This is a genomic window from Gordonia sp. UBA7599, from assembly GCA_002477755.1.
Taxonomy (GTDB): Bacteria; Actinomycetota; Actinomycetes; order Mycobacteriales; family Mycobacteriaceae; genus Gordonia.
Window position 1 is genome coordinate 1 of record DLKD01000084.1, and the last position, 21,645, is coordinate 21,645.

The 21,645-nt window shown below is 68.4% G+C and carries 18 protein-coding genes; 13 read left to right on the plus strand and 5 right to left on the minus strand.

Annotation, left to right across the window (positions count from 1 at the left end):
• From B4L26_RS09960 to B4L26_RS09970, 3 genes are all read left to right on the plus strand, one after another.
• Window positions 1–1,562: glutamate synthase-related protein (locus B4L26_RS09960; protein ID WP_290718537.1), on the plus strand; the 1,562-nt coding region annotated here is incomplete at its 5' end.
• On the plus strand, window positions 1,555–3,009 hold the full coding sequence (locus B4L26_RS09965) for a glutamate synthase subunit beta (protein ID WP_290718539.1): 1,455 nt from the start codon (window positions 1,555–1,557) through the stop codon (window positions 3,007–3,009). The genes B4L26_RS09960 and B4L26_RS09965, both read left to right, overlap by 8 nt.
• Before the next feature lie 88 nt (window positions 3,010–3,097).
• Complete coding sequence (locus tag B4L26_RS09970; protein WP_290718541.1) at window positions 3,098–3,253, plus strand: hypothetical protein; 156 nt, start codon at window positions 3,098–3,100, stop codon at window positions 3,251–3,253.
• Window positions 3,254–3,262: 9 nt separating this feature from the next.
• Here B4L26_RS09970 and B4L26_RS09975 read toward each other — a convergent pair whose 3' ends face one another.
• Entirely contained in the window at window positions 3,263–3,484 is a 222-nt protein-coding gene (locus B4L26_RS09975; protein ID WP_290718543.1) for an RNA-binding S4 domain-containing protein, read from the minus strand.
• A gap of 17 nt (window positions 3,485–3,501) precedes the next feature.
• Between B4L26_RS09975 and lysX the strand changes: the two genes are divergently transcribed.
• The 4 genes from lysX (at window position 3,502) to B4L26_RS09995 (ending at window position 9,447) form a co-directional block, all read left to right on the plus strand.
• On the plus strand, window positions 3,502–6,849 hold the full coding sequence (lysX, locus tag B4L26_RS09980; RefSeq protein WP_290718545.1) for a bifunctional lysylphosphatidylglycerol synthetase/lysine--tRNA ligase LysX: 3,348 nt from the start codon (window positions 3,502–3,504) through the stop codon (window positions 6,847–6,849).
• Between the two features lie 73 nt (window positions 6,850–6,922).
• Window positions 6,923–7,411 (plus strand): ribonuclease E activity regulator RraA, encoded by a 489-nt coding sequence (rraA, locus tag B4L26_RS09985; RefSeq protein ID WP_290718548.1) that lies wholly within the window; start codon window positions 6,923–6,925, stop codon window positions 7,409–7,411.
• Window positions 7,359–9,005: a succinic semialdehyde dehydrogenase gene (locus B4L26_RS09990; protein WP_290718550.1), complete on the plus strand. Its 1,647-nt coding sequence runs from the start codon at window positions 7,359–7,361 to the stop codon at window positions 9,003–9,005. The genes rraA and B4L26_RS09990 overlap by 53 nt, the downstream gene beginning before the upstream one ends.
• 4 nt (window positions 9,006–9,009) lie before the next feature.
• Window positions 9,010–9,447, plus strand: a complete 438-nt coding sequence (locus tag B4L26_RS09995; protein ID WP_290718552.1) for a hypothetical protein — start codon at window positions 9,010–9,012, stop codon at window positions 9,445–9,447.
• Window positions 9,448–9,484: 37 nt separating this feature from the next.
• Here the strand turns inward: B4L26_RS09995 and B4L26_RS10000 are convergent, their stop codons facing one another.
• From B4L26_RS10000 to B4L26_RS10010, 3 genes are all read right to left on the minus strand, one after another.
• Entirely contained in the window at window positions 9,485–9,721 is a 237-nt protein-coding gene (locus B4L26_RS10000; RefSeq protein WP_290718554.1) for a hypothetical protein, read from the minus strand.
• Window positions 9,722–9,838: 117 nt separating this feature from the next.
• Entirely contained in the window at window positions 9,839–10,675 is an 837-nt protein-coding gene (locus B4L26_RS10005; RefSeq protein WP_290718557.1) for a sigma-70 family RNA polymerase sigma factor, read from the minus strand.
• Window positions 10,672–11,406 (minus strand): DUF6474 family protein, encoded by a 735-nt coding sequence (locus B4L26_RS10010; RefSeq protein WP_290718559.1) that lies wholly within the window; start codon window positions 11,404–11,406, stop codon window positions 10,672–10,674. The genes B4L26_RS10005 and B4L26_RS10010 overlap by 4 nt, the downstream gene beginning before the upstream one ends.
• A 125-nt stretch (window positions 11,407–11,531) precedes the next feature.
• On the opposite strand from B4L26_RS10010, the gene B4L26_RS10015 reads away from it, so the two are divergent.
• Both B4L26_RS10015 and B4L26_RS10020 read left to right on the plus strand, forming a co-directional pair.
• On the plus strand, window positions 11,532–13,193 hold the full coding sequence (locus tag B4L26_RS10015; protein WP_290718561.1) for a TM0106 family RecB-like putative nuclease: 1,662 nt from the start codon (window positions 11,532–11,534) through the stop codon (window positions 13,191–13,193).
• A gap of 158 nt (window positions 13,194–13,351) precedes the next feature.
• Window positions 13,352–13,840, plus strand: a complete 489-nt coding sequence (locus B4L26_RS10020; protein ID WP_290718563.1) for a helix-turn-helix domain-containing protein — start codon at window positions 13,352–13,354, stop codon at window positions 13,838–13,840.
• A gap of 45 nt (window positions 13,841–13,885) precedes the next feature.
• Here B4L26_RS10020 and B4L26_RS10025 read toward each other — a convergent pair whose 3' ends face one another.
• On the minus strand, window positions 13,886–15,202 hold the full coding sequence (locus tag B4L26_RS10025; RefSeq protein ID WP_290718565.1) for a PucR family transcriptional regulator: 1,317 nt from the start codon (window positions 15,200–15,202) through the stop codon (window positions 13,886–13,888).
• A 130-nt stretch (window positions 15,203–15,332) separates the two neighbouring features.
• Here B4L26_RS10025 and B4L26_RS10030 point away from each other — a divergent pair, with 130 nt between their 5' ends.
• The 4 genes from B4L26_RS10030 to B4L26_RS10045 all read left to right on the plus strand — a co-directional run bounded on the left by B4L26_RS10030 (window position 15,333) and on the right by B4L26_RS10045 (window position 21,587).
• A complete protein-coding gene (locus B4L26_RS10030; RefSeq protein WP_290718567.1) occupies window positions 15,333–16,805 on the plus strand; it encodes a class I adenylate-forming enzyme family protein in 1,473 nt (490 codons plus the stop codon).
• Window positions 16,806–16,821: 16 nt separating this feature from the next.
• Complete coding sequence (locus B4L26_RS10035) at window positions 16,822–18,588, plus strand: DUF3556 domain-containing protein (RefSeq protein ID WP_290718569.1); 1,767 nt, start codon at window positions 16,822–16,824, stop codon at window positions 18,586–18,588.
• A gap of 105 nt (window positions 18,589–18,693) precedes the next feature.
• Window positions 18,694–20,832 (plus strand): ABC transporter ATP-binding protein, encoded by a 2,139-nt coding sequence (locus B4L26_RS10040; RefSeq protein WP_290718571.1) that lies wholly within the window; start codon window positions 18,694–18,696, stop codon window positions 20,830–20,832.
• Window positions 20,829–21,587 (plus strand): energy-coupling factor transporter transmembrane component T family protein, encoded by a 759-nt coding sequence (locus B4L26_RS10045; RefSeq protein ID WP_290718573.1) that lies wholly within the window; start codon window positions 20,829–20,831, stop codon window positions 21,585–21,587. Before B4L26_RS10040 ends, B4L26_RS10045 begins: the two co-directional genes overlap by 4 nt.
• The last annotated feature ends 58 nt before the right edge of the window (window positions 21,588–21,645 follow it).

Sequence of the window (21,645 nt, forward strand, 5' to 3'; positions counted from 1 at the left end):
TCGAGGATCTGGCCCAGCTGATCCACGACCTGAAGAACGCCAACCCGGAGGCGCGCATCCACGTGAAGCTCGTCTCCGAGATCGGCGTCGGCACGGTCGCCGCGGGCGTCTCCAAGGCGCACGCCGACGTGGTGCTGATCTCCGGGTACGACGGCGGCACCGGTGCCAGCCCGTTGACCTCGCTCAAGCACGCGGGGGCGCCGTGGGAGATCGGCCTGGCCGAGACCCAGCAGACGCTGCTGCTCAACGGACTGCGCGACCGCATCGTCGTGCAGGTCGACGGTCAGATGAAGACCGGCCGCGACGTCGTCATCGCCGCCCTGCTCGGCGGTGAGGAGTTCGGTTTCGCCACCGCTCCGCTGGTGGTCTCCGGCTGCATCATGATGCGCGTCTGCCACCTCGACACTTGCCCGGTGGGCGTCGCTACGCAGAACCCGTTGCTGCGCGAACGCTTCAGCGGCAAGCCGGAGTTCGTCGAGAACTTCATGTACTACATCGCCGAAGAGGTGCGCGAGTTGTTGGCACGCCTGGGCTTCCGCACGTTGCAGGAGGCGGTCGGTCACGTCGAGGCGCTGGACACGACCAAGGCGTTGGCGCACTGGAAGGACTCGAAGGCCGGCAAGCTCGACCTGAGCCCGATCCTCGAGCAGCCCGAGTCACCGTTCATGAACCAGGACCTCTACTGTTCGGGCCGTCAGGACCATGGCCTGGACAAGGCGCTGGACCAGGCGCTGATCTCCGAATGCCGACAGGCGATCGACACGTCGACGCCGATCTCGCTCTCGAAGAGCATTAGCAACGTGAACCGGACCGTCGGCACGATGCTGGGCCACGAGGTCACCAAGGTGCACGGCGTGCACGGCCTGCCCGACGACACGATCCAGATCGCGTTCACCGGGTCGGCGGGCAACAGCTTCGGCGCTTTCGTGCCGTCGGGCATCACGCTGCGGCTGCAGGGCGACGCCAACGACTTCGTCGGCAAGGGCCTTTCGGGCGGACGGATTGTCGTGCGTCCCACGGATACGGTCCCGGCCGGATTCGTGGCGGAAGACAACATCATCGCCGGCAACGTGATCGGCTTCGGCGGCACGTCGGGATCGATCTACCTGCGGGGCATCGTGGGCGAGCGGTTCTGCGTCCGCAACTCCGGCGTCACCGCCGTCGTCGAGGGTGTCGGCGACCACGCGTGTGAGTACATGACCGGCGGCCGGGTGATCATCCTGGGCGCCACCGGGCGCAACGTCGCGGCCGGCATGTCAGGCGGTATCGCCTACTTCTACGACCCGGACGACAAGTTGGTGGAGAACCTCAACCCGGAACTGGTCGACGTCGAGCAGCTCGGCGCCGACGACCTCGCCTTCCTGGAGGAGACGATCGCCGACTACCGCAAGGAGACCGATTCGCCGGTCGCCGCGGCGATTCTCGCGGATTTCGACGCCGCAAAGGCGCACTTCCGCAAGGTGATGCCCCGCGACTACAAGCGGGTCCTTCTGGCCATCGAGGCCGCCGAGCGTGACGGCCGCGATGTCAACGACGCGATCATGGAGGCGGCAAATGGCTGACACACGCGGATTCCTCAAGCACACCGAGCGGGAACTGCCCACCCGCCGTCCCGTCGAGCTGCGACTGCTCGACTGGAAAGAGGTCTACACCGAGTTCGAGGACGCCACCCTGCAGACCCAGGCGAGCCGCTGCATGGACTGCGGTGTGCCGTTCTGCCACAACGGGTGCCCGTTGGGGAACCTGATCCCGGAGTGGAACGACCTCGTCTACCGCGGTCGCTGGACCGACGGCATCGACCGCCTGCATGCGACCAACAACTTCCCGGAGTTCACCGGGCGGTTGTGTCCGGCGCCGTGTGAGGCCTCGTGCGTGCTGGGCATCAACCAGCCGCCGGTGACCATCAAGCAGGTTGAGGTCGAGCTCATCGAGAAGGCCTTCGACACCACCGGGGTGGAGCCCGTGCCGCCGACGGTGCGCACCGGCAAGTCGGTGGCCGTCGTTGGGTCCGGCCCGGCCGGTTTGGCCGCGGCCCAGCAGCTCACCCGTGCCGGACACGCGGTGACGCTGTTCGAGCGCGCCGACCGCATCGGCGGGCTGCTGCGCTACGGCATCCCCGAGTTCAAGATGGAGAAGCACTACATCGACCGTCGTCTCAAGCAGATGGAGGCTGAGGGCACGGTGTTCCGTCCCGGCGTCAACGTCGGCGTCGACGTGACCGTCGAGCAGCTGCGCGCCGACTTCGACGCGGTGGTGCTCTCGGTCGGCTCGACCATCGGGCGCGACCTGCCGATCCCCGGGCGCGAGCTCGACGGCATCCACCAGGCGATGGAGTTCCTGCCGCAGGCCAACCGCGTGCAGCACGGCGACACGGTCGAGGGCCAGATCGTCGCGACCGGCAAGAAGGTCGTGATCATCGGCGGCGGCGACACCGGCGCGGACTGCCTGGGCACGTCGCTGCGCCAGGGTGCTGAGATCGTCCACCAATTCGAGATCATGCCGCGCCCGCCGGGCGAGCGCGCCGCATCGACGCCGTGGCCGACCTACCCCCTGATGTACCGCGTCTCCTCGGCCCACGAGGAGGGCGGTGAGCGCGTGTTCAGCGTGAACACCGAGGCGTTCAGCGGCGCTGACGGCAAGGTCACCGGCCTGCGCGCCCACGAGGTGAAGATGGTCGACGGCCGGTTCCAGAAGGTTGAAGGCAGCGATTTCGACCTCGACGCCGACCTCGTGCTCCTCGCGATGGGCTTTGTCGGCCCGGAGCGCAACGAGTTGCTCGAGGGCCTGGGCGTCACCTACGACGAGCGCGGCAACATCAAGCGCAACGACGACTTCGCCGCCGTCGGCGTGCCGGGCGTATTCGTGGCCGGTGACGCCGGTCGCGGCCAGTCGCTGATCGTCTGGGCCATCGCCGAGGGCCGTTCGGCGGCTGCGGCTGCGGACCGGTTCCTGATGGGTCAGACCGACCTTCCGGCGCCGATCGTGCCGACCCAGGTGGCTCAGCGCTGAGCCACGCCCGATTCGCTCTCAATTACTCAATTCGATACCGTTAATCAATCCCCGCATGCACGCGCACGACAGTTCATGGAGTTATTACATGTCCGCCCTCAATCGCCAGACGAAGACGGCCCGCCGGCCTTTCCAGCTGATTAATCGCGCTGCCGGTCACATCCGACGGCCGCTGGTCGCCCGGCAGCTCCCGGAGAGCGCTGAGCGCCTCGCCACCGACGCCGACCTGAAGGCGCTCGCCTAGCTGCGACGGCTACGACGCCGACGGGGCGGCGACGGTCGCTCCAGTGCCCGCGAATTCGACGGTGTCCCCGTCAACCAGCTGGCGCCCCCGGCGTCGCTCGACGTCGCCGTTGACGCGGACCAAGCCGTCGGCGATGACGGCCTTGGCGTCGGCGCCGGAATCAATGAGGTTGGCCAGTTTGAGGAACTGGCCCAATCGGATCGTGGGGGTATCAATGAGGACTTCGTCCATGGCGACAGTGTAGGGCCGTGCGGTCTACCGTGGACCGGGTGCACCGGTCGGCAACGCAACCCCGTGGATACTTCACCGACGCGCCGCACATCGCGTCGGTGGTCGTCGGCACCTTGGCCGCGATGTCGCTGTTGTCGTCGCTGTCCCCGCGGATCCGTCATCTCTTGCGCATCCCACGCGCGTTCATCGACGACTACGTCGTCACGATGCCTGACACCAGCTTTGCCTGGGCCTTTGTCCTGACGTTGCTCGCCATCGCGCTGGGCCACCGCAAGCGGGTGGCGTGGTGGATCTCGGTCGCCTACCTGCTCGCCTACGCCGGATCCAACATCGCGGTCATCGCCGGAGCCGAGCCCTTCTGGTTGGTCGGAGAGGCCAGTGGTGACCGTGTGCGCGCGGGGTTCGGGCTGGCCATCGACCTCGCCTGCCTGGCGTTCCTCCTCGCGACGCGCAAACAGTTCTCCACCCGGGTCCGCCGCGGTGCGGTGCTGACCGCGACGGCCACCCTGGTCGCTGGCCTGGCGGTGGGCACCCTGCTCGGTTGGGGTCTGGTCGAGTTGTTCCCCGACACCCTCGCGCACGGTGAGCGGTTGCCCTATGCGGCCAACCGGGTTGTCGCGTTCGCCGCGGTCGACCAGCGCAGCTTCGACGGTCATCACACCATCGGCCCGGTCAACGGGCTGCTCGGGCTCTTCGGGGCTCTCGCGCTGCTGGCGGCGACTCTGGTGCTGTTCCGGTCGCAGCGGCTCTCCGGCCTGATCACCGCGCCCGACGAGCGGCTCATCCGTGCGCTGATCACCACCTTCAACGACGACGATTCGCTGGCCTACTTCTCCACGCGCCGCGACAAGGCCGTCGTGTTCTCTCCCGACGGCCGTGCTGCCATCACTTATCGGGTGGAGGTGTCGGTGGGCATGGCCGGCGGTGACCCGATCGGCGATCCCGCCTCGTGGCCGGCCGCGATCGCGGAGTTCCTCGGTGTGTGCGAGAGCTACGGGTGGCATCCCGCCGCGATCGGCGTCAGTGAGCGCGGTGCCGCAGCCTACGAACGGGCCGGGCTCAGCCTGCTGCGCATTGGTGACGAGGCGATCCTGCATCCGCGGGGCTTCACGTCGACCGGGCCCGATATGCGCAACGCGCGCCACGCCGTGGCCCGCGCCCGGCGGATGGGACTAGAGGTGCGGATTCGGCGCCACCGCGACATCCCCGACGCCGAGATGGCCGCATTGGTGGCATTGGCCGATGACTGGCGAGACACAGACGAGGAGCGCGGATTCGCGATGGCGCTCGGTCGGCTCGGCGACCCGCAGGACGGGAACTGCCTCTTCGTCGAAGCGGTCTCCGGCCTGGACACCGACGATCCGCGCACGGTCGGGATGCTGTCGTTCGTACCGTGGGGCCGCACCGGTGCCTCGCTGGACGTGATGCGGCGCGATCGAACCTCGGGCAATGGGATCGTCGAGCTGATGGTCGTCGAATTGATGGCGCAGGGCGACGACTTCGGCCTCACCGAGGTGTCACTGAACTTCGCCGCCTTCCGCGAGATCTTCGAGCAGGGTGAGCGCTTGGGCGTCGGACCGGTGGTGCGGGCGACGCATGCGGTGCTGACCTTTGCGTCGAGGTTCGTCCAGATGGAGTCGCTGTACCGGTCCAACGCCAAGTACCGGCCCCAATGGGTGCCCCGCTATCTGGCGTTCTCCGATGCCCGGGCCATTCCCCGCGTCGGGACGGCGGCCATCGTGACCGAGGGGTTCGTCTCCCTCCCCACGTTCTCCGCCAAGCGCCGCGAGCGCGGCGGGCCGTCGGCGATCCCGCCCGGGGTCGACCTCGACTCCCTCGTTGCCGAGCTTTCCGACGAGGCTGCGGCCGGCCCACCACCGGCCCACCGCCCGGAACAGGTGCGGGTGCGCATGGGCAAACTGGAGCGGCTGCGCGACGAGGGTGTCGAGGCCTACCCGCCGGCCGATCCCGCGATCCGGCCGACGCACACGGCTGCAGAGGCGTTGGCGCAGCCGCCGGGAACAGTCGTCGCCGTGGCCGGACGGGTGGTCGCGCTGCGCGACTTCGGCGGCGTGGTGTTCGCCGATCTGCGCGACTGGTCGGGGCTGGTCCAAGTCCTGTTCGAAGTGCGGTCGGATTCAGCGGCCCAGCCGGACTTGACGGCCGCGTTTGCGCGCGACGTCGATCTCGGCGACCTGGTTCGCGTTGAAGGGAGAGTGGGCTCCTCGCGCGCCGGGGCGATCTCGGTACTGGCGCAGGGATGGGCCATGCTCGGCAAGTGCCTGCACCCGCTGCCCGACAAGTGGCGGGGACTGGCCGATCCGGAGGCCAAGGTGCGCCAGCGCTACCTCGACCTCGCGATCGACCCGGCTGCGCGCGACCTGCTGGTGGCACGCGCGAAGGTCGTCGCGGCGATGCGCTCAGTGTTGGGCTCCCACGGTTATCTCGAGGTCGACACGCCAATCCTGCAGCAGATCCACGGGGGCGCCAACGCCGAGCCGTTCCGCACCCACATCAACGCCTACGACCTGGACCTGTATCTGCGGATCGCACCCGAGCTCTACCTCAAACGCCTCTGCGTCGGAGGGGTGGAGAAGGTCTTCGAGATCGGCCGGAACTTCCGCAACGAGGGCGTCGACTACAGCCACAACCCGGAGTTCACTAGTCTCGAGGCCTACGCCGCGCACCAGGACTACCGCGATATGGCTGTCCTGGCCAGGGAGATGATCCAGGCGGCCGCCACCGCCGTGCACGGAGCGCCTGTCGTCCTGCGACCTGACGGTCGGGGCGGGATGGACCGCATCGACATCGGCGGTGAGTGGCCGACCAGGTCGGTATACGAGACGGTGTCGGACGCAGTCGGGGTCGCGGTCACCCCGCAAACAGGTGTCGCGCAACTGCGGGATCTCGCCCGTGCCCAGGATGTGGCCGTGCGGCCGACGTGGGACGCCGGGCACATCGTTGCCGAACTCTACGAGCGGTTCGGCGAGGCGCCCACCACCACGCCCACCTTCCATGCCGACTTCCCCAGTTCAACCTCGCCGCTCACCCGGCCCCACCGAGAGATCGACGGGGTGTCGGAGCGGTGGGACCTCGTCGCGTGGGGGGTCGAACTGGGCACCGCTTACACCGAGCTCACCGACCCGGTCGAGCAGCGCCGCCGCCTCACCGAACAGTCCGTCCTCGCGGCTGGTGGTGACCCCGACGCGATGGAGCTCGACGAGGACTTCCTCGCCGCTCTCGAGTACGGGATGCTTCCGACGGGCGGGATGGGACTGGGTGTGGACCGCATCGTCATGCTCATCACCGGGCGCTCGATCCGGGAGACGATTCCTTTCCCGCTGACCAAGCCACGCCAGCAGTGACGTCCGGCACCCGTGGGTGGTCGAGGTTACGCGCGGGTAGGCCCTGGCCGGGATTCGCACTAGGATTCATCCCATGAGTTCCCCAGAGTTCGTCCCGACCGCCGACCTGGTCGACCAGATCGGCGACGACGTCCGCAGTTGCGACACCCAGTTCCGGAGGTTCGGCAAGCGCGACTCCTTCGTCGGAATCGTGACGACGGTGCGCTGCTTCCAGGACAACGCGCTACTCAAGGAGGTGCTCGGCGAGGACAACCCCGGCGGGGTGCTGGTGATCGACGGCGACGCGTCGGTCCACACCGCACTGGTGGGCGACCTGATCGCCGAGCGTGCCCGCACCCACGGCTGGGCGGGCCTAGTCGTCAACGGCGCCATCCGCGATGCGGCGACGATCGATGGCATGGACATCGGGATCAAGGCCTTGGGCACCAACCCGCGCAAGTCCTCCAAGACTGGTGCCGGGGAGCGTGACGTACCCGTCGAGTTCGGCGGCGTGACCTTTAACCCCGGCGATGTCCTGTACTCCGACGCCGACGGAATTGTCCTCGTCGCACCCGATTCCTGACTCTCACCCGCGTTCCGCTGTAACCGCTAGGAGAATTGCCATGCCAGTACCCTCGTCCGCCGTCTTCGATCGGTTGAACGCACTCGTCGCGATCGACCCGGGGGCCAAGCGCAAGACGCGGCCGATCCTCGAGGCGTTCAGCGGCAAGGAGATCGCGCAGATCCCGGTGGGGACCGCCGCCGACCTGCGTGCGGCGGTCGCCGCGGCGCGCGTGGCACAGCAGGGTTGGGCCGCGAAGACCCCGGCCCAGCGCGCCGAGGTGCTCTTCGAGTTCGCGCGGCTGGTCAACCGCGACGCCGAGGCACTGATGGACATGGTTCAGGCCGAGTCCGGCAAAGCACGGCAGTACGCGCAAGAAGAGGTCGTCGACACCGCCCTGACCGCGCGCCACTACGCCAACAGCGGTCCGGCGGCTCTCGCCGAGCACAAGGTGAAGGGCATGATCCCGGGCGCGACGAGCGTGCGCGTGCGCTACCAGCCGAAGGGCGTCGTCGGCGTCATCTCGCCGTGGAACTACCCGCTGACGCTGGCCGTCTCCGACGCGGTCGCCGCGCTGCTCGCCGGAAACGCCGTCGTCATCAAGCCCGACAGCCAGACCCCTTACTGCGCCCTTTCCGCCGCCGAACTGCTCTACGAGGCTGGCCTGCCGCGTGAGCTGTTTGCGGTCGTGCCCGGGCCGGGCAGCGTCGTCGGGCAGGAGATCGTTGCGCAGACCGACTACGTGATGTTCACCGGCTCCTCGGCCACCGGTTCGGCCCTGGCCGCGCAGGCCGGGCAGCGCCTCATCGGCTTCTCCGCCGAGTTGGGCGGGAAGAACCCGCTGATCATCACCGCGGGCGCCAGCCTCGACCGGGCGGTGCCGGGTGCGGCGCGCGCCTGCTACTCCAACTCCGGGCAGTTGTGCATCTCGATCGAGCGGATCTACGTCGAGAAGTCGATCGCCGACGAGTTCACCTCGCGCTTCGTGGCACACGTCAATGCGATGAAGCTCGGTGCTGCCTACGACTTCTCGGTGGACATGGGTTCCCTCGCTTCGGCCGCGCAGGTCGAGGCAGTGCAGACCCACCTCGACGACGCGGTGGCCAACGGTGCACGGGTGCTGGCCGGCGGCAAGCGCCGCGAGGACTTGGGCCCGTTCTTCTTCGAGCCGACGGTCCTGGCCGACGTCACCGACGCCGCGGCCTGCTTCCGGCAGGAGACCTTCGGTCCGCTGGTGGCGATCTACCCGGTTGACTCGGTCGACGAGGCCATCAAGGCGGCCAACGACACCGAGTACGGCCTCAACGCCAGCGTGTTCGCCGGCAGCAGCAGCGAGGCCAACGCCATCGCCGATCAACTGCGCGCCGGTACGGTCAACATCAACGAAAGCTACGCCGCGGCCTGGGGCTCCACCGCCGCGCCGATGGGTGGCATGGGCGCCTCGGGCGTCGGTCGGCGCCACGGCGACGAAGGCCTGCTGAAGTACACCGAGCCCCAGACGATCGCCGAGCAGCGGTTCTTCGGGCTCGACGGCGTGCGCGGTGTCCCGCAAAGCCTCTTCCTCAAGGCCACGCCCATGGCGATGGACGCGTTGAAGTACCTCCCGGGACGGTAGGACGATGACTCGCAGTTGGAGTATGCGCGCCGGTCTCGGGGCCGCAGCGGCGGCACTGGTCGCCGCGGGAATCAGTGCTGCCCCAGCAGGCGCGGCACCGACACTTCCCGGTCTGGGCGCTCCGCACCCGGTAGCAGCGCTGCAACTCGCCGATTGGTATGGGACGGCGTGGACCTCGAGTGTCCTCTCGCCCGACAACGGGCCCTACGCGCTGCAGCACAACCAGGGACGCAGCAACGTGGCCCTCGAGCAACGCAGCGTGCGCTTCCCGCAGAAGGTCGGGACCCCGTGGAAGCAGGTGGCCGTCGTTGCTCCGGGTTCTGCGCCCGCGGTCGGGCAATGGATCCGGGAGCCCGGATACAACGGCATCCAGTTCCGTCTGTGCCGACTGGCACCCGACGGGAAGCAGTGCACGGCCTACAGCAACATCATCGTCGGGTAGGCCGCAGACTCGCCGTGCACTGTGCACTGCCCGCTGGTCACTCGTCGGGCAGCTCGGCGAAGGCGCGTTTGGCGCCGAGGTACCAGTCCATCGACTTCTTGGGGCGCCGCCAGCGGGCCTTCATAGCGTCCCGGGCTTCCTGATGGCTGGCGTCGCCGGCCTTGACGGCCTCCCGCAGGTGCTTGTCCTGCGCCTTGATGACTTCGTCGGCACTGTCGCCTCGGTGTGGGGCATCGCACGGGCCGCCGAGCTGGCGGCAGGTCATGGTCTTCATGTCGTCTCCTTGGGATCGTCTCCTTGGGGTCGGTGCGATGGTGCACCGCTACTCCTATGACGACTGTGGAGCTCGGAGTGTGACCGCGCGCAGCGACCCCTTGTCGCGAGTCGCGGATCAGGGCCGTCGCACCACCCGCGCGAGTACCGCGGGATCGGCTCGGAACGTGATGCTTTCGACCGTGCCGCGGGTGACCGTGAAGTCGAAGACGACGCGAGCCTCTCCGCGATGGAACCAGGCGAAAACTCCCCGACCATCGAGGAACGCGGGCAGCGCGGCGCGGGCGGCGCCGTTGAAGAACTCGGCGATGCGTACCGAACCGTCGATGCGCTCGGGTGTCCCGGTGGCGATGGCGGCGGTATCGGCGCGCACCAGGGAGTCGGGGGCGAGCAGTTCGATCAGCCGGTCGTACTCGCCGCCTCGCGCCGCCGTCATGAAGGCGTCGATGACGTCCCAGTCCGCCGGGCCGACGGTCGGGGCTGGGTCGCGGACCTTCGCCCGGGCCCGCGACGCTAGTTTGCGGGCAGCGCCCGGTGATACCTCAAGGGCGTCGGCGATGGTGGGGAAGTCGAAGTCGAAGGTGTCGTGCATGACCAGCGCAACGCGCTCGGCCGGGGTCAGCCGGTCCAGTACGACGCCGAGGGCATCACCGACCGATTCTCCGAGCATCACGGTGGCCGCAGCGTCGGGTTCGAGCGCGACACCGACGTCGTCCGCGGGTTCCACGGGGACGGGGACGCGGGCCTTGAGGCGGTCGAGGCACAAGCGCGTCGTGACCGTCGTGAGCCAGGCGGGGACGTTGTCGATGTCCTGGTCGGTGCCCGACCACCGCAGCCACGCCTGTTGGACGATGTCCTGCGCTTCAGCCTGGTCGGACAGCATCCGATCGGCGAGCCGCGTCAACCGTGGGCGCTGCGCTTCGAACAGGCCCACGCGGTCGGCGGCCTCGCTCACCCGGCGGCGACTCCGAGGCGGGCGAGGATGTCGGCGTCGATGGCCGTCAGTTCGTTGCCGATGGCCCGATAGGCGTTGCGGCGTCCCTCGGGGTTCATCGATTCGGCCGCGTCGACGGCCACTGACAGGTTGTCCAGGCGCACGGACATGGCCTGGGCGAAGGCCGCGGCCTCGGCACCCGTATCGGTAAGGGTCAGGCTGTGCAACGAGCGGCGCGTGGTCGCGATCCGAGCAGCGAGGGGAGCGCCCTTCCCGGTGAACTGGCGCAGCGTCTCCGGCGGTACGCCCGCACGGGCGGCCTGGAGGTCACCGATCTTCTCGCGCGCCACGACGCTGCCCCGATACACCACCGGGCCCAGGACGGGTGCGACGACCTTGGCGATCGACATGGCCCGGCGCGCATTCTGCGGTGTCAGTTTCTTGGCGACCTTCGCCGCCTCGATCTCGGCGGTGCGCACCTTGGCCTCGGCGATGGCCGCCCGCGACTCATGCTTGGCGGTGCGCTCGGTCGAGCGCAGTTCGCGACGGTGGGCCCGGGCGGCCTTGCGCTCGCGGCGGCGCACCGTGCGCTTAGCCTCCCGATTCTCGGCGCGCTGCTCGGCCCGGCGCTCCTTGGCCTCGTACTTCGCTTCATACTTGGCACGCCGCTTGGCGGCCTTCTTCTCCGCCTTCTTCGCCGCGCGGCGCTCCTTGCGGGTCGGCTGCGGCTCGGCCTGCGAGAACAATCCCATGGGGGCCAGCCTAGGGCATTGCCCCGGCGAGTGTCGCCGGTCGATCACGCCCGGCGTCGGACCCATCGGTTAGGTTGAGAAGCACCTCCTCGTCGAGCGGCGCGGAGGGGGTGGAGGCGCAGAGAGTGAGCACGTTGACCCGGAAGCCGACGGCGGTGTTGTTGACCGCGCGCGATCTTTCGGGATGCCCGCACCGGTTGGCCCTGGACAACTCGCCGACGACACCGGGAGCAGAGGCAATCGCCGCTGATACACCCGAGGTCGCCCGGCGCAAAGAGGCGGCTGCGCTGCACCGGGAACGAGTGCGCGACCTGCTCCGATCGATCCACAGCGACCAGGGCCCGACGGCCTTCGTGATCGTCGACGAGGGGCCGCGTGAGCGGCGGGTGTCCGACACCTTGGCCGCCGCGACCGCGGGGGCGCGCTGGATCTGGAACGCGGCGCTACCCGACGACGAGCTCGATCGGCGGCGTGGTCACGCCGAGCTGCTGGTGCACGACGGCACCGGCTACCTCCCGGTGATCGTGGTGAACCACCGTGTGACCAGACCGGCCGCAGCACGGAACAACGGCGAGGGCGGGCGCACGATACTGACCAGCCCGCTGTGGACCTGGTTGCCCACGGACGACGCGAGTCGCGCACTGCGGCCCAATCGTCGTGACCAACAGCGCCTCCAGCATCTGACCGAATTGTTGGTGGCGGCCGGGCTCGCCGGTGACCGCGCACCGGACCAGTGGCGGGCGGGAGTCATCGGTATGGACGCCGACTGCATCGCCGTCTTCGACGTCGGACCTCTGCGCGAGGAGTTCGCGCACCTGACCTACGAGCGCCTCGCGATCGTCGACCAACTCGTCGGAACCCAGCCGAGCCGGATCGGCGAGTGCCGTGATTGTCGTTGGTGGGAGCAGTGCGAGGCGGATCTCCTCGCGCGCGACGACGTGAGCCTCGTCGTCAACGGGATGGTCGCCGACACACTTCGGGCCGAGGGAATCACGACTATCAGCAAGCTTGCCGAACTGACAGCCGGCGACGAGCCCGAGCAGTGGTCCAACGGCTCTTTCCAAGACGCGATCGCCGCCGCCCGCTGTCACCGGACCGGCGATGTGATGGTGCGACGCAGCGCTTCGACGCCGATCGCCCGCGCCGACGTCGAGGTCGACGTCGACATGGAGAGTTACGGCGAGGATGGCGCCTACCTGTGGGGCACGCTGCTGACCGACCGGACCGACCCGGATCGTCCGGTCCTCTACCGGCCCTTCGCGACGTGGCGGCCGTTGCCGAGTACGACCGAGGCACAGTCCTTCGCGGCCTTTTGGAATTGGCTGCACGAGGAGATGGCGGCCGCGCGGGCGCAGGGCAAGACGTTTGCGGCGTACTGCTACTCCGAGCAGGCCGAGAACCGGTGGCTGCGCGGCTCGGCCGAGAGGTTCGCGGGAATGCCGGGCATCCCGTCGCTCGCCGAGGTCAACGAGTTCATCCGTTCACCGCAGTGGGTGGATGTCTACGCCGCGGTATCGGCGAACTTCTTCTGCCCCAAGGGCAAGGGCCTCAAGCGGGTTGCGCCGGTCGCCGGCTTTTCCTGGCGGGACGGGGAGGCGAACGGCGCCGCGTCGATGGACTGGTATTCGGCGGCGGTCGGATTGACCGGGGCGCAACCCGACCCGGACCAACGCACCCGACTGCTGCAGTACAACGAGGACGACGTCTGGGCGACCAAGGTGCTGCGGGAATGGATGGACGGCGATGCCGTGCGCACCCTGCCGACGATGGCCGACTTGCTGGCCTAAACGATCCTTTGTCCTAAGGAGAACCGTACGTTTAACTCAGTTGATTCCGCTTTTAGCCTTGCTACGTGCAGGTTTACGCTGACAACAGTTTTCATCTGGGATATCATGAAGTTTCTTCACGATTAACGTTGCACCATATTCGGGACAGGGGAACTCAGATGGCGGCAAGAACTTCGGAGAACGGCAGCGTCGACACACGTGGCGCCGACGTTGAGCCCGGGTTGTTCGCGCGTCGACTCGAGGAGCTCTTCCGCACGGTTCCCGGCCCCAATGGGCGCGCCTACAGCGCCAAGGCCATCGCCCAGCGCTCGACCGCCCGCGGGTTCCGGCTCGGTGAGTCCTACTTGAGCCAGCTGCGCTCGGGAAAGGCCAAGTCGCCCTCGTTTCGGACCGTCGAGGGGATCGCCGCCGCATTCGGGGTCGATGTGCACTACTTCCTCGAGGACAGCGCCGCGCAGCGCACCCGTACCGAGATCGACCGGCTGCGCATGCAGGCCGACGCCGATATCCAACTTGCCGCGTTTCGCTTGGCCGGCCTGTCCAGCGACAAAGTGACCGTCGTGAACGAGCTCATCAAAGTCCTGCGCCAGCAGCAGGGCCTGCCGCAGGATCCGCCGGGCCTCGAGGCGAGCCTCACCTCGAACTGAGAACTGAGTCGGTGTCGCGTCGCTTGAGGACCGACGCCGCCGAGATCACTCGGTAGGCAGCAGCACCGTGGGGCCGAGCCACTCGCAGGCGACCAGTGCGAGTTCGGTGTCCACGCGGTTGCGGGTCAACGCACTCCCGGAGAGGTCGGACGCCTTCGCCAACCGGTAGCCGACGGTGTTCTTGTGGATGTGTAGGCGCCGAGCCGCTGCGCTGTGGCTGCCTTGCTCCTCGAGGTAGACGCGCAGCGTCTCGCGCAGATCGGCGTTCGTCGGAGTATCGGCGGCCAGGTTGCGTAGGGCGGACTGCACCAACCGCTTGGTGTCGGAGAGGTCGGCCGCGAGCATGGCGGCGCAGCGGACCCCGGGCTCGGTGGTCGAGACGACGCGCGGAGCGGCCGACCCGGCGATCATCGAAACCCGCTCGGCTGCCAACGCGTCATGGTGGCTCTCGCGGAACCCCTCAACACCGCGGCCCGGACCGCCCAGCGCGAGTCGCAGGAGCGGGACGTCCGCTTCGGCGAGTGCGAGGCGGAACGCGTCGGCGGGTGGTGGCGTGGTTTCCGGCCAGTGCACCCACCACCATGCCGTGGTGGAGTCCCGGAGCCGGAACAGCGCCTCACCCTTGGCGCCGGCCGCCGCGGCGAGCCGACGGGTATGCCGTTCCAGATCAGCGGAATCCACCTCCGGACTCGGCGAGTCGGTCGAGTCGTCGATCCATACCGTCCCAGCGACGTGCGTCGCCTGTAGCTGATAGCCCAGCTTGCGTTCGGCAGCGACCAGATCGGGCCCGTGCAGCGGTGCGTCGCGGTCGAGGAGTCGGTCGAGCGTCTCGGCCTTCACGGTGCTGCGGTGTGTCTGCCACCGGTCGCGCTCGGCCTGGTACTCGGTGAGTGCCTGTTCGGAGATCTGGTTGACGTAGGAGAAGCTGATCCGATTGAGGTCCTCAAGTGCTTCGTTCTCGGCACGCGGATCGTCGAGAATCCGGCGGAACTCGTCCGTAGCCCACACGGTGAGCATGAACTGCCCCCACCGGTATGCACGTGGCAGCACACTCTGCTGGCCGTCGAGATGGGCCAATCGCCGCGCATAGACCAGCGCGTCGTCGGGTGCCTCGATGGCCGAGACGGGCAGCTCACCCAGGTAGACGCGCTCTGCGGTCTCGATGTTGGCCAACACGCTGCTCATGAGGAGGTCGCGCATCTGCTCGTCGTGAGGCAGGCCGTCGATGCCGGCGAGCATCTCGCGGTGCATCTGCGCGGCGAATTCGTCGCGGTGGCGCCGCAGGGCCAAGCCCAGTTCGATGAATGCGGCCTGGTTGCGCAGTGTGGTCGAACCGGCCACTCGGGGTTCCACGTCGTCCATCACGCCTCGCAATCCGGGCCGCACGGGCGACCGTCGGTGTCCCCAGGAACACTGTGACAGCAGCACAGTGACCTCCGTCACGTTTCGGCTTACTGTCCGAATACCGGCACCGCAACGGAGTGAGGTTTTGATGGAGACTGCCTATCAATTGGGCCACCTGCCTTGGTCGCATGCCGAGGAGGAGATCGCCGCGCGGGCAGCCCGGCCCTGTCTCCGCGACGAGACCGTGGCGCTGACCTACGACGACTTCGACCGTCGCGTCCGGGCGGCTGCCGAGCAGTTCACCGAGCTCGGCGTCGGGCACGGTTCGGTGATCGCCCTGGTGCTGCCCAACCGTGTCGAACTGCTCATCGCGATGTTGGCGGCCTGGCGGTTGGGTGCCGCGGCGACGCCGGTGAATCCCGCCCTGACCGCGAGCGAGGCCGACTACCAGATCTCCGACGCCGGATCGGTCCTCGCGCTTGCCGAGCCCAGTTTCACGACGTCGGCGTCGGCGACGGTCCTCCCGGTCGGCGATCTGCGCAGCGAACCGGTCGGTGACCCCACTCCACCGCGGGCCACGCCCGACGACCTGGCACTGCTGGTCTACACCAGCGGCTCGACGGGACGACCCAAGGGTGTGATGCTCGACCACGCCAACCTCGATGCGATGACCGCGATCATGGTGGAGTCGATGGCGATGGACTCCTCGGACCACTGTCTGCTCTTCCTGCCGCTGTTCCACGTCAACGCCATTTGTGTGAGCTTCTTGTCGCCGCTGCGCGTGGGAGCTCAGATGAGCATGCTGAGCCGGTTCAGCCCGGACGGCTTCTACGATGCCGTGGCGAACCTGCGCCCGACCTACTTCTCGGCGGTGCCGACGATCTACTCGATGTTGCTGGCCACGGCCCGCGAGGGCGTCGACTTCTCGTCGGTCCGGCTCGGCATCTGCGGTGCCGCACCGGCGTCGAAGGAACTGCTCGAGGCGACGCAGGAGCGTTTCGGGTTCCGTATCGGGGAGGGCTACGGCCTGACCGAGTGCACGTGCGCCGCGACGTCGAACCCCTACGAGGGCGAGATCAAGGCGGGCACCGTCGGTCCGGCGCTGCCGCGGGTGCGCGTGGAGGTGATGTCACCCACCGGGGAGATCCTCGAGCGCGGCGAGCGGGGCGAGGTCGTGATCTCCGGTCCGATCGTGATGCGCGGGTACCTCAACCGGCCGGAGGCGACGGCAGAGACTCTGCGCGACGGGTGGTTGCACACCGGCGACGTCGGAATCTTCGATGAGGACGGCTACCTGCGGATCGTCGACCGGATCAAGGACATGATCATCCGCGGCGGGGAGAACCTGTACCCCAAGGAGATCGAGAACGCCATCTCCGCCTTCCCGGGCGTGATGGAGGTCGCGGTCGTCGGCCGACCCGACGCCGTCTACGGCGAAGTGCCGGTCGCCTTCATCGCCGGTTACCCCGATGCCGATCTTGACGCCGACGCACTGCTCGAGCACTGCCGCACCGAGCTCGCCCGCATCAAGGTGCCGGAGATCGAGATCGTCGACTCGATCCCCAAGAACCCCGTCGGAAAGCTCGACAAGCCCCGTCTGCGCGCTCGCTTCACCAACTGAAAGGACAGGTGTCGACATGCCGTTCACCCAACCCGTCTTCCCCGACGTTGATCCCGAGGAATACGCGCGCCTCCCGATGCGGGAGCGTATGGAGATCCTCACCAAATTCTGGGCTGCGAACGGGTACGGCAGCCCGTACATGCTGCACATTATCTACATCGCCAAGTTCCTCTTCCTGTCGTCGCTCCTCGGGCTCCTGATCGTGACATCCACGTCCCCGGGGGTCGGCGGATCCCTCCATATCAGCAGCTGGTGGAACGAGCCGATCGTCTACCAGAAGCTGATCCTGTGGGTCGCCCTGCTGGAGATGATCGGCCTGGGCGGCGCATGGGGACCGCTGACCGGACACTTCAAACCGTTCTACGGCGGTGCGCGGTACTTCATGCGCCCCGGTCTGCTGCGGATGGCCCCGTGGCCGGACAAGGTGCCGTTCACCGGCGGAACCCGTCGATCGGTCGTCGACGCGGTGATCTACGTCCTCTACTTGGCGAGCCTCGCCGTCGCCATCGCGATGCCGGGTGTGAAGGACTATCCGCACCCGGTCGGCAACGGCGGCGTCGTGAACCACTACTTGATGATCGCGCCGATCATCCTGCTGATCATCCTCGGCCTGCGCGACAAGGTCGCGTTCCTGTGCGGACGCGGCGAGCAGTACCTGCCTGCGATGGTCTTCTTCCTCATTCTCGACCCGACCGACATGATCATCGCCGGCAAGCTGCTCATCGTCGTCGTCTGGTGTGGGGCGGCGTTCTCGAAGATCGGCAAGCACTTCGAGAGCGTGATCCCACCGATGGTCTCCAACACCCCGTGGACACCGCGGGCGATGAAGCTCTCCAACTACCGTGCCTATCCCAACGACCTGAAGCCATCCCGACTGGCGTGGTTCATGGCTCACGTGATGGGCACGATTCTGGAGTTCGTGATCCCGGTGATCCTGCTGCTCAGCACGAACTGGACGGTGACGATCGTCTCCATCGTGATCATCGTGGCGTTCCACATCTTCATCACCTCGACGTTCCCGCTCGCGGTGCCCCTGGAGTGGAACATCCTCTTCGGCTTCATCTCGGTGGCGCTCTTCGCCGGGCACCCCAATGAGGACGGTTTCGGGATCTTCGACTTCAGCCAGCCGTGGATGCTGCCGGTGTTCCTGGTCGCCCTCCTGATCTTCCCGGCGATCGGCAATTTCCGGCCCGATCTGATCTCCTTCCTGCCCTCGCTGCGCCAATACGCGGGCAACTGGGCGACGGCGCTGTGGACCTTTACACCCGGTGCCGAGGAGAAGCTGAAGCGGGCCGGACTGCCGAGCAGCGTCGGCCTGCACTCTGAGCAGATCCGCGCCTCCGGCGCGCCGGAGGAGTACATCAAGATCATGGTCGAGATGTTCGTCGGATGGCGGTCGTTGCACACCCAGGGCCGAGGCCTGATGTCGGCGCTGCGCGATTATCTCGGGGACGACTTGGACTACCGCGAGATCTGGGAGGGCGAGACCGGTGCCAACCTGCTTCTCGGTTGGAACTTTGGCGACGGGCACTTGCACAACCTCCGCTTCCTGGAGACTCTGCGCGAGTGCTGCGGATTCGAGCCCGGCGAGTTCGTCGTGGCCTGGGCCGAGTCCCAGCCGCTCCACAAACCGACCCAGGAGTGGTTCGTGTTCGACGGCGCTCTCGGCGTCGTGGAGCGCGGCACGTGGAACGTCAACGATTGTGTTGCGGCGCAACCCTGGTTGCCCGACGGTCCGATCCCGCTGAACGTCACCTGGCGCGCCGACCGGTCCGCCGTCTAGCGTCCGAGGGCCGAGCCGGAGCCTGGTGATCCGCCAGGCGCGCGGTTCGGCCGCCCGACCTCGGCCTCAGGTGGCTCTCACAGTGGCTCAGGCACACTGGACTCGATGTCTGATTCCTCAGCCCACGAGGCCGCGCGCGGCCCGTTGCGCCCCCACGAGGTGGCGCTGGCCGCCGTGCTCGGCGGCCTCACCGTCGCGACCGTCGTCGTCGCGCAGGTCCTGCCGATCCTGACGTCGGTCGCGCTGCTCGCCCCGGTTCCGCTGGCACTGGTCGGTCAGCGGACCCGCCCGCGCGCACTCGTCGCGGTCGTTGTCGCCGCGGCCGGCGTGGCGTTCGCGCTGGCCGGCCTGTCTGCGGCCGTCTCGGTTGTCGCCGCCGGTGTGGTCGGCGGCCTCGTCGGGGAGATGAAGCGACGCCACCGGGGACTCGCGTCGTTCACGATCGCGTCGCTGATCGTCGCACCGATCATGGGCGGCCTGTCGGTGCTCGTGTTCCTGGTCCTCGTCCCGCTGCGGCGCCTGCTGCTGGAATCGATGAAGAACACCATCGACGGCTTCGCCAAGGCCCTTGACCAAGTCGCCGCGCAACTGCCTGGCGGCACGGAGGCCTTCACGCAGACCGCCGACGGCCTGCGCGCGATGACGAATGCCATCGTCGACTACTGGTGGGTGTGGATGTGGATCAGCGGCGCGGTCGGCACCCTGATTTCGCTGTACGTCGCCTGGTGGCTCGTCGGCGGCGTGATCGAGCGGGTCCGTGCCGTCCCCAGCGTCGACACCCTCGACGAGCCGCGGCGGGCGCTCGAGGCCGGCGATGCCAGTGCGCCCGGCCCGCTGCCCGTCGAGTTCGACGGTGTCGGCTTCACCTATCCCAGCGCCGACTTGCGGCGCCCCTTGGCGCCCGCGCTCAACGACGTGTCGCTGCGCATCGACCCCGGTGAACTGGTGGCGATCGTCGGGGCCAACGGATCGGGCAAGTCGACAGTTGCGAAAATCCTCGCCGGGCGTGCGCCGACCGCCGGACATGTGCTTCGGTCCGGCGATCCGGGACTGGGCCGCCCCGGCGGCACCGCGATGGTGCTGCAGCGACCGGAAACTCAGATGCTCGGCGCCCGCGTCGCCGACGATGTGGTGTGGGGCTTGCCCGACGGTGTCGACGTGGATGTCGACGCGCTGCTCGCCGAGGTCGGCTTGAGCGGTTTGGCCGACCGCGACACCGCGGACCTGTCCGGCGGGCAGCAGCAGCGCCTCGCGCTCGCCGCCGCGCTGGCCCGCGATCCGGCGCTGCTGATCGCCGACGAGGTGACCTCGATGGTCGACCCGGACGGACGGTCCGATCTGCTGGAGGTCTTGACCGCATTGCCCGCCCGCCGCGGACTCGCCGTCGTCCTCATCACCCACCGCGCCGACGAGGCGGCGGCTGCGGACCGCGTGATCCACCTGCGCGACGGGCGCGTCGATCCGCAGCCGCCGGTGTGGTTCGGGGGGGCCGAGGAGCCTGATCGCGTGGATCTCGATCCACCGCCCTTCCGTCGCGACACGCGACCACCGGCGGGCGGGACCCCGCTGGTACAGCTCACCGGGATCGGACACAAGTACCTGGCCGGGTCGCCGTGGGAGGTCACCGCGCTGCGCGACGTGACGCTGCACGTCGACCGCGGCGAGGGCCTGCTGATCGTCGGCGGCAACGGCTCGGGGAAGTCGACGCTCGCGTGGATCCTCGCCGGGCTCACCGCGCCCACGTCGGGGACGGCGCTCTACGCCGGTTCGCCCATCAGCAAACAGGTCGGCGCGGTGAAACTGACCTTCCAGCACGCCCGGCTGCAGCTGCAGCGGCCGACGCTGGGCGAAGACATCCAAGCCGCCGGTGGGCTCGGCGTCGGCACCCTCGAGGTCGCGCACCTGCTCGACGAGGTCGGGCTGCCCCGCGAATTCGCCGCACGCAGCACCGACGCCCTGTCCGGCGGGCAGATGCGCCGCGGCGTTCTGGCCGGGGCACTGGCCGGACACCCGGAGATCATCGTCGCCGACGAGCCGCTGGCCGGGCTGGACCCGCAGGCTCGCGCCGACGTCGTCGCTCTGTTCGGACGGCTGCGCGCGGCGGGCCTCACCCTGATCGTCATCTCCCACGATCTCGACGAGATCGCCGCCGTCTGCGACCGCCAGGTGGAGCTCGTCGACGGGGTGCTGGTGGAGGCGGGCGCCCTCGATCCGGCACGCTCGGGAACGGAGGGCCAATCGTGAAGGGACTGCCGCTGCGCGAAATCCCCGGCGATTCGGTGATCCACCGGCTGTGGGCGGGGACCAAGCTGATCGCGATCGGACTGATCGGCATCCTCATGTGGGTGCTGCCGTCGTGGCCGGCGCTGGGCGTGGTCGCGGCCGTCGTGCTGGTCGTCGCGCTGCTCGCGGGGATACCGCTGGGCGCGGTGCCACGACCGCCCTGGTGGTTCTGGGCGCTGGCTGCCGCGAGCGTCGCATTGTCGACGCTGGTCGCCGGTCCGGCCGGCGGATTGGTGACCGCACGCAGCGTCCTACTGGGCCTGCTGGTGATCGCGGTGTCGGTCCTCGTGGTCTGGACGACGCGGGCCAGCCAACTCGCCCCGGCGATCGCGACGCTGATGAGGCCGCTGCGGTGGTTCCGTCTCCCCGTCGACGAGTGGGCTGTCGTCATCGCCTTGTGCCTGCGCTCGTTGCCGCTGATGATCGACGAGCTGATGATTCTGCGGGCCGTGCATCGCTTGCGCCCCCGCGCACCGGCGAAGGCGGGGCATCCGTCGTCACAGCTGACCATCGTCGACATGGTGGTGGCGGCACTGTCGTCGGCGCTGCGGCGCTCCGCGGAGATGGGTGAGGCGATCACTGCGCGCGGCGGTACCGGCCGGCTCACGGCCGAGGTGGCGCGCCCGGGGCGGATCGACTACGTCGCCCTGGCGATCATGGCCGTCGTGTTGGCCGCGGCAATTGCCGGGTCGTTCCTCATCAAGGGCGCCATGTGAAATCGCCCGGCACGACAACCCCGTAGGGCTGTCGTACCGGGCGACGTCGATGGTCTGT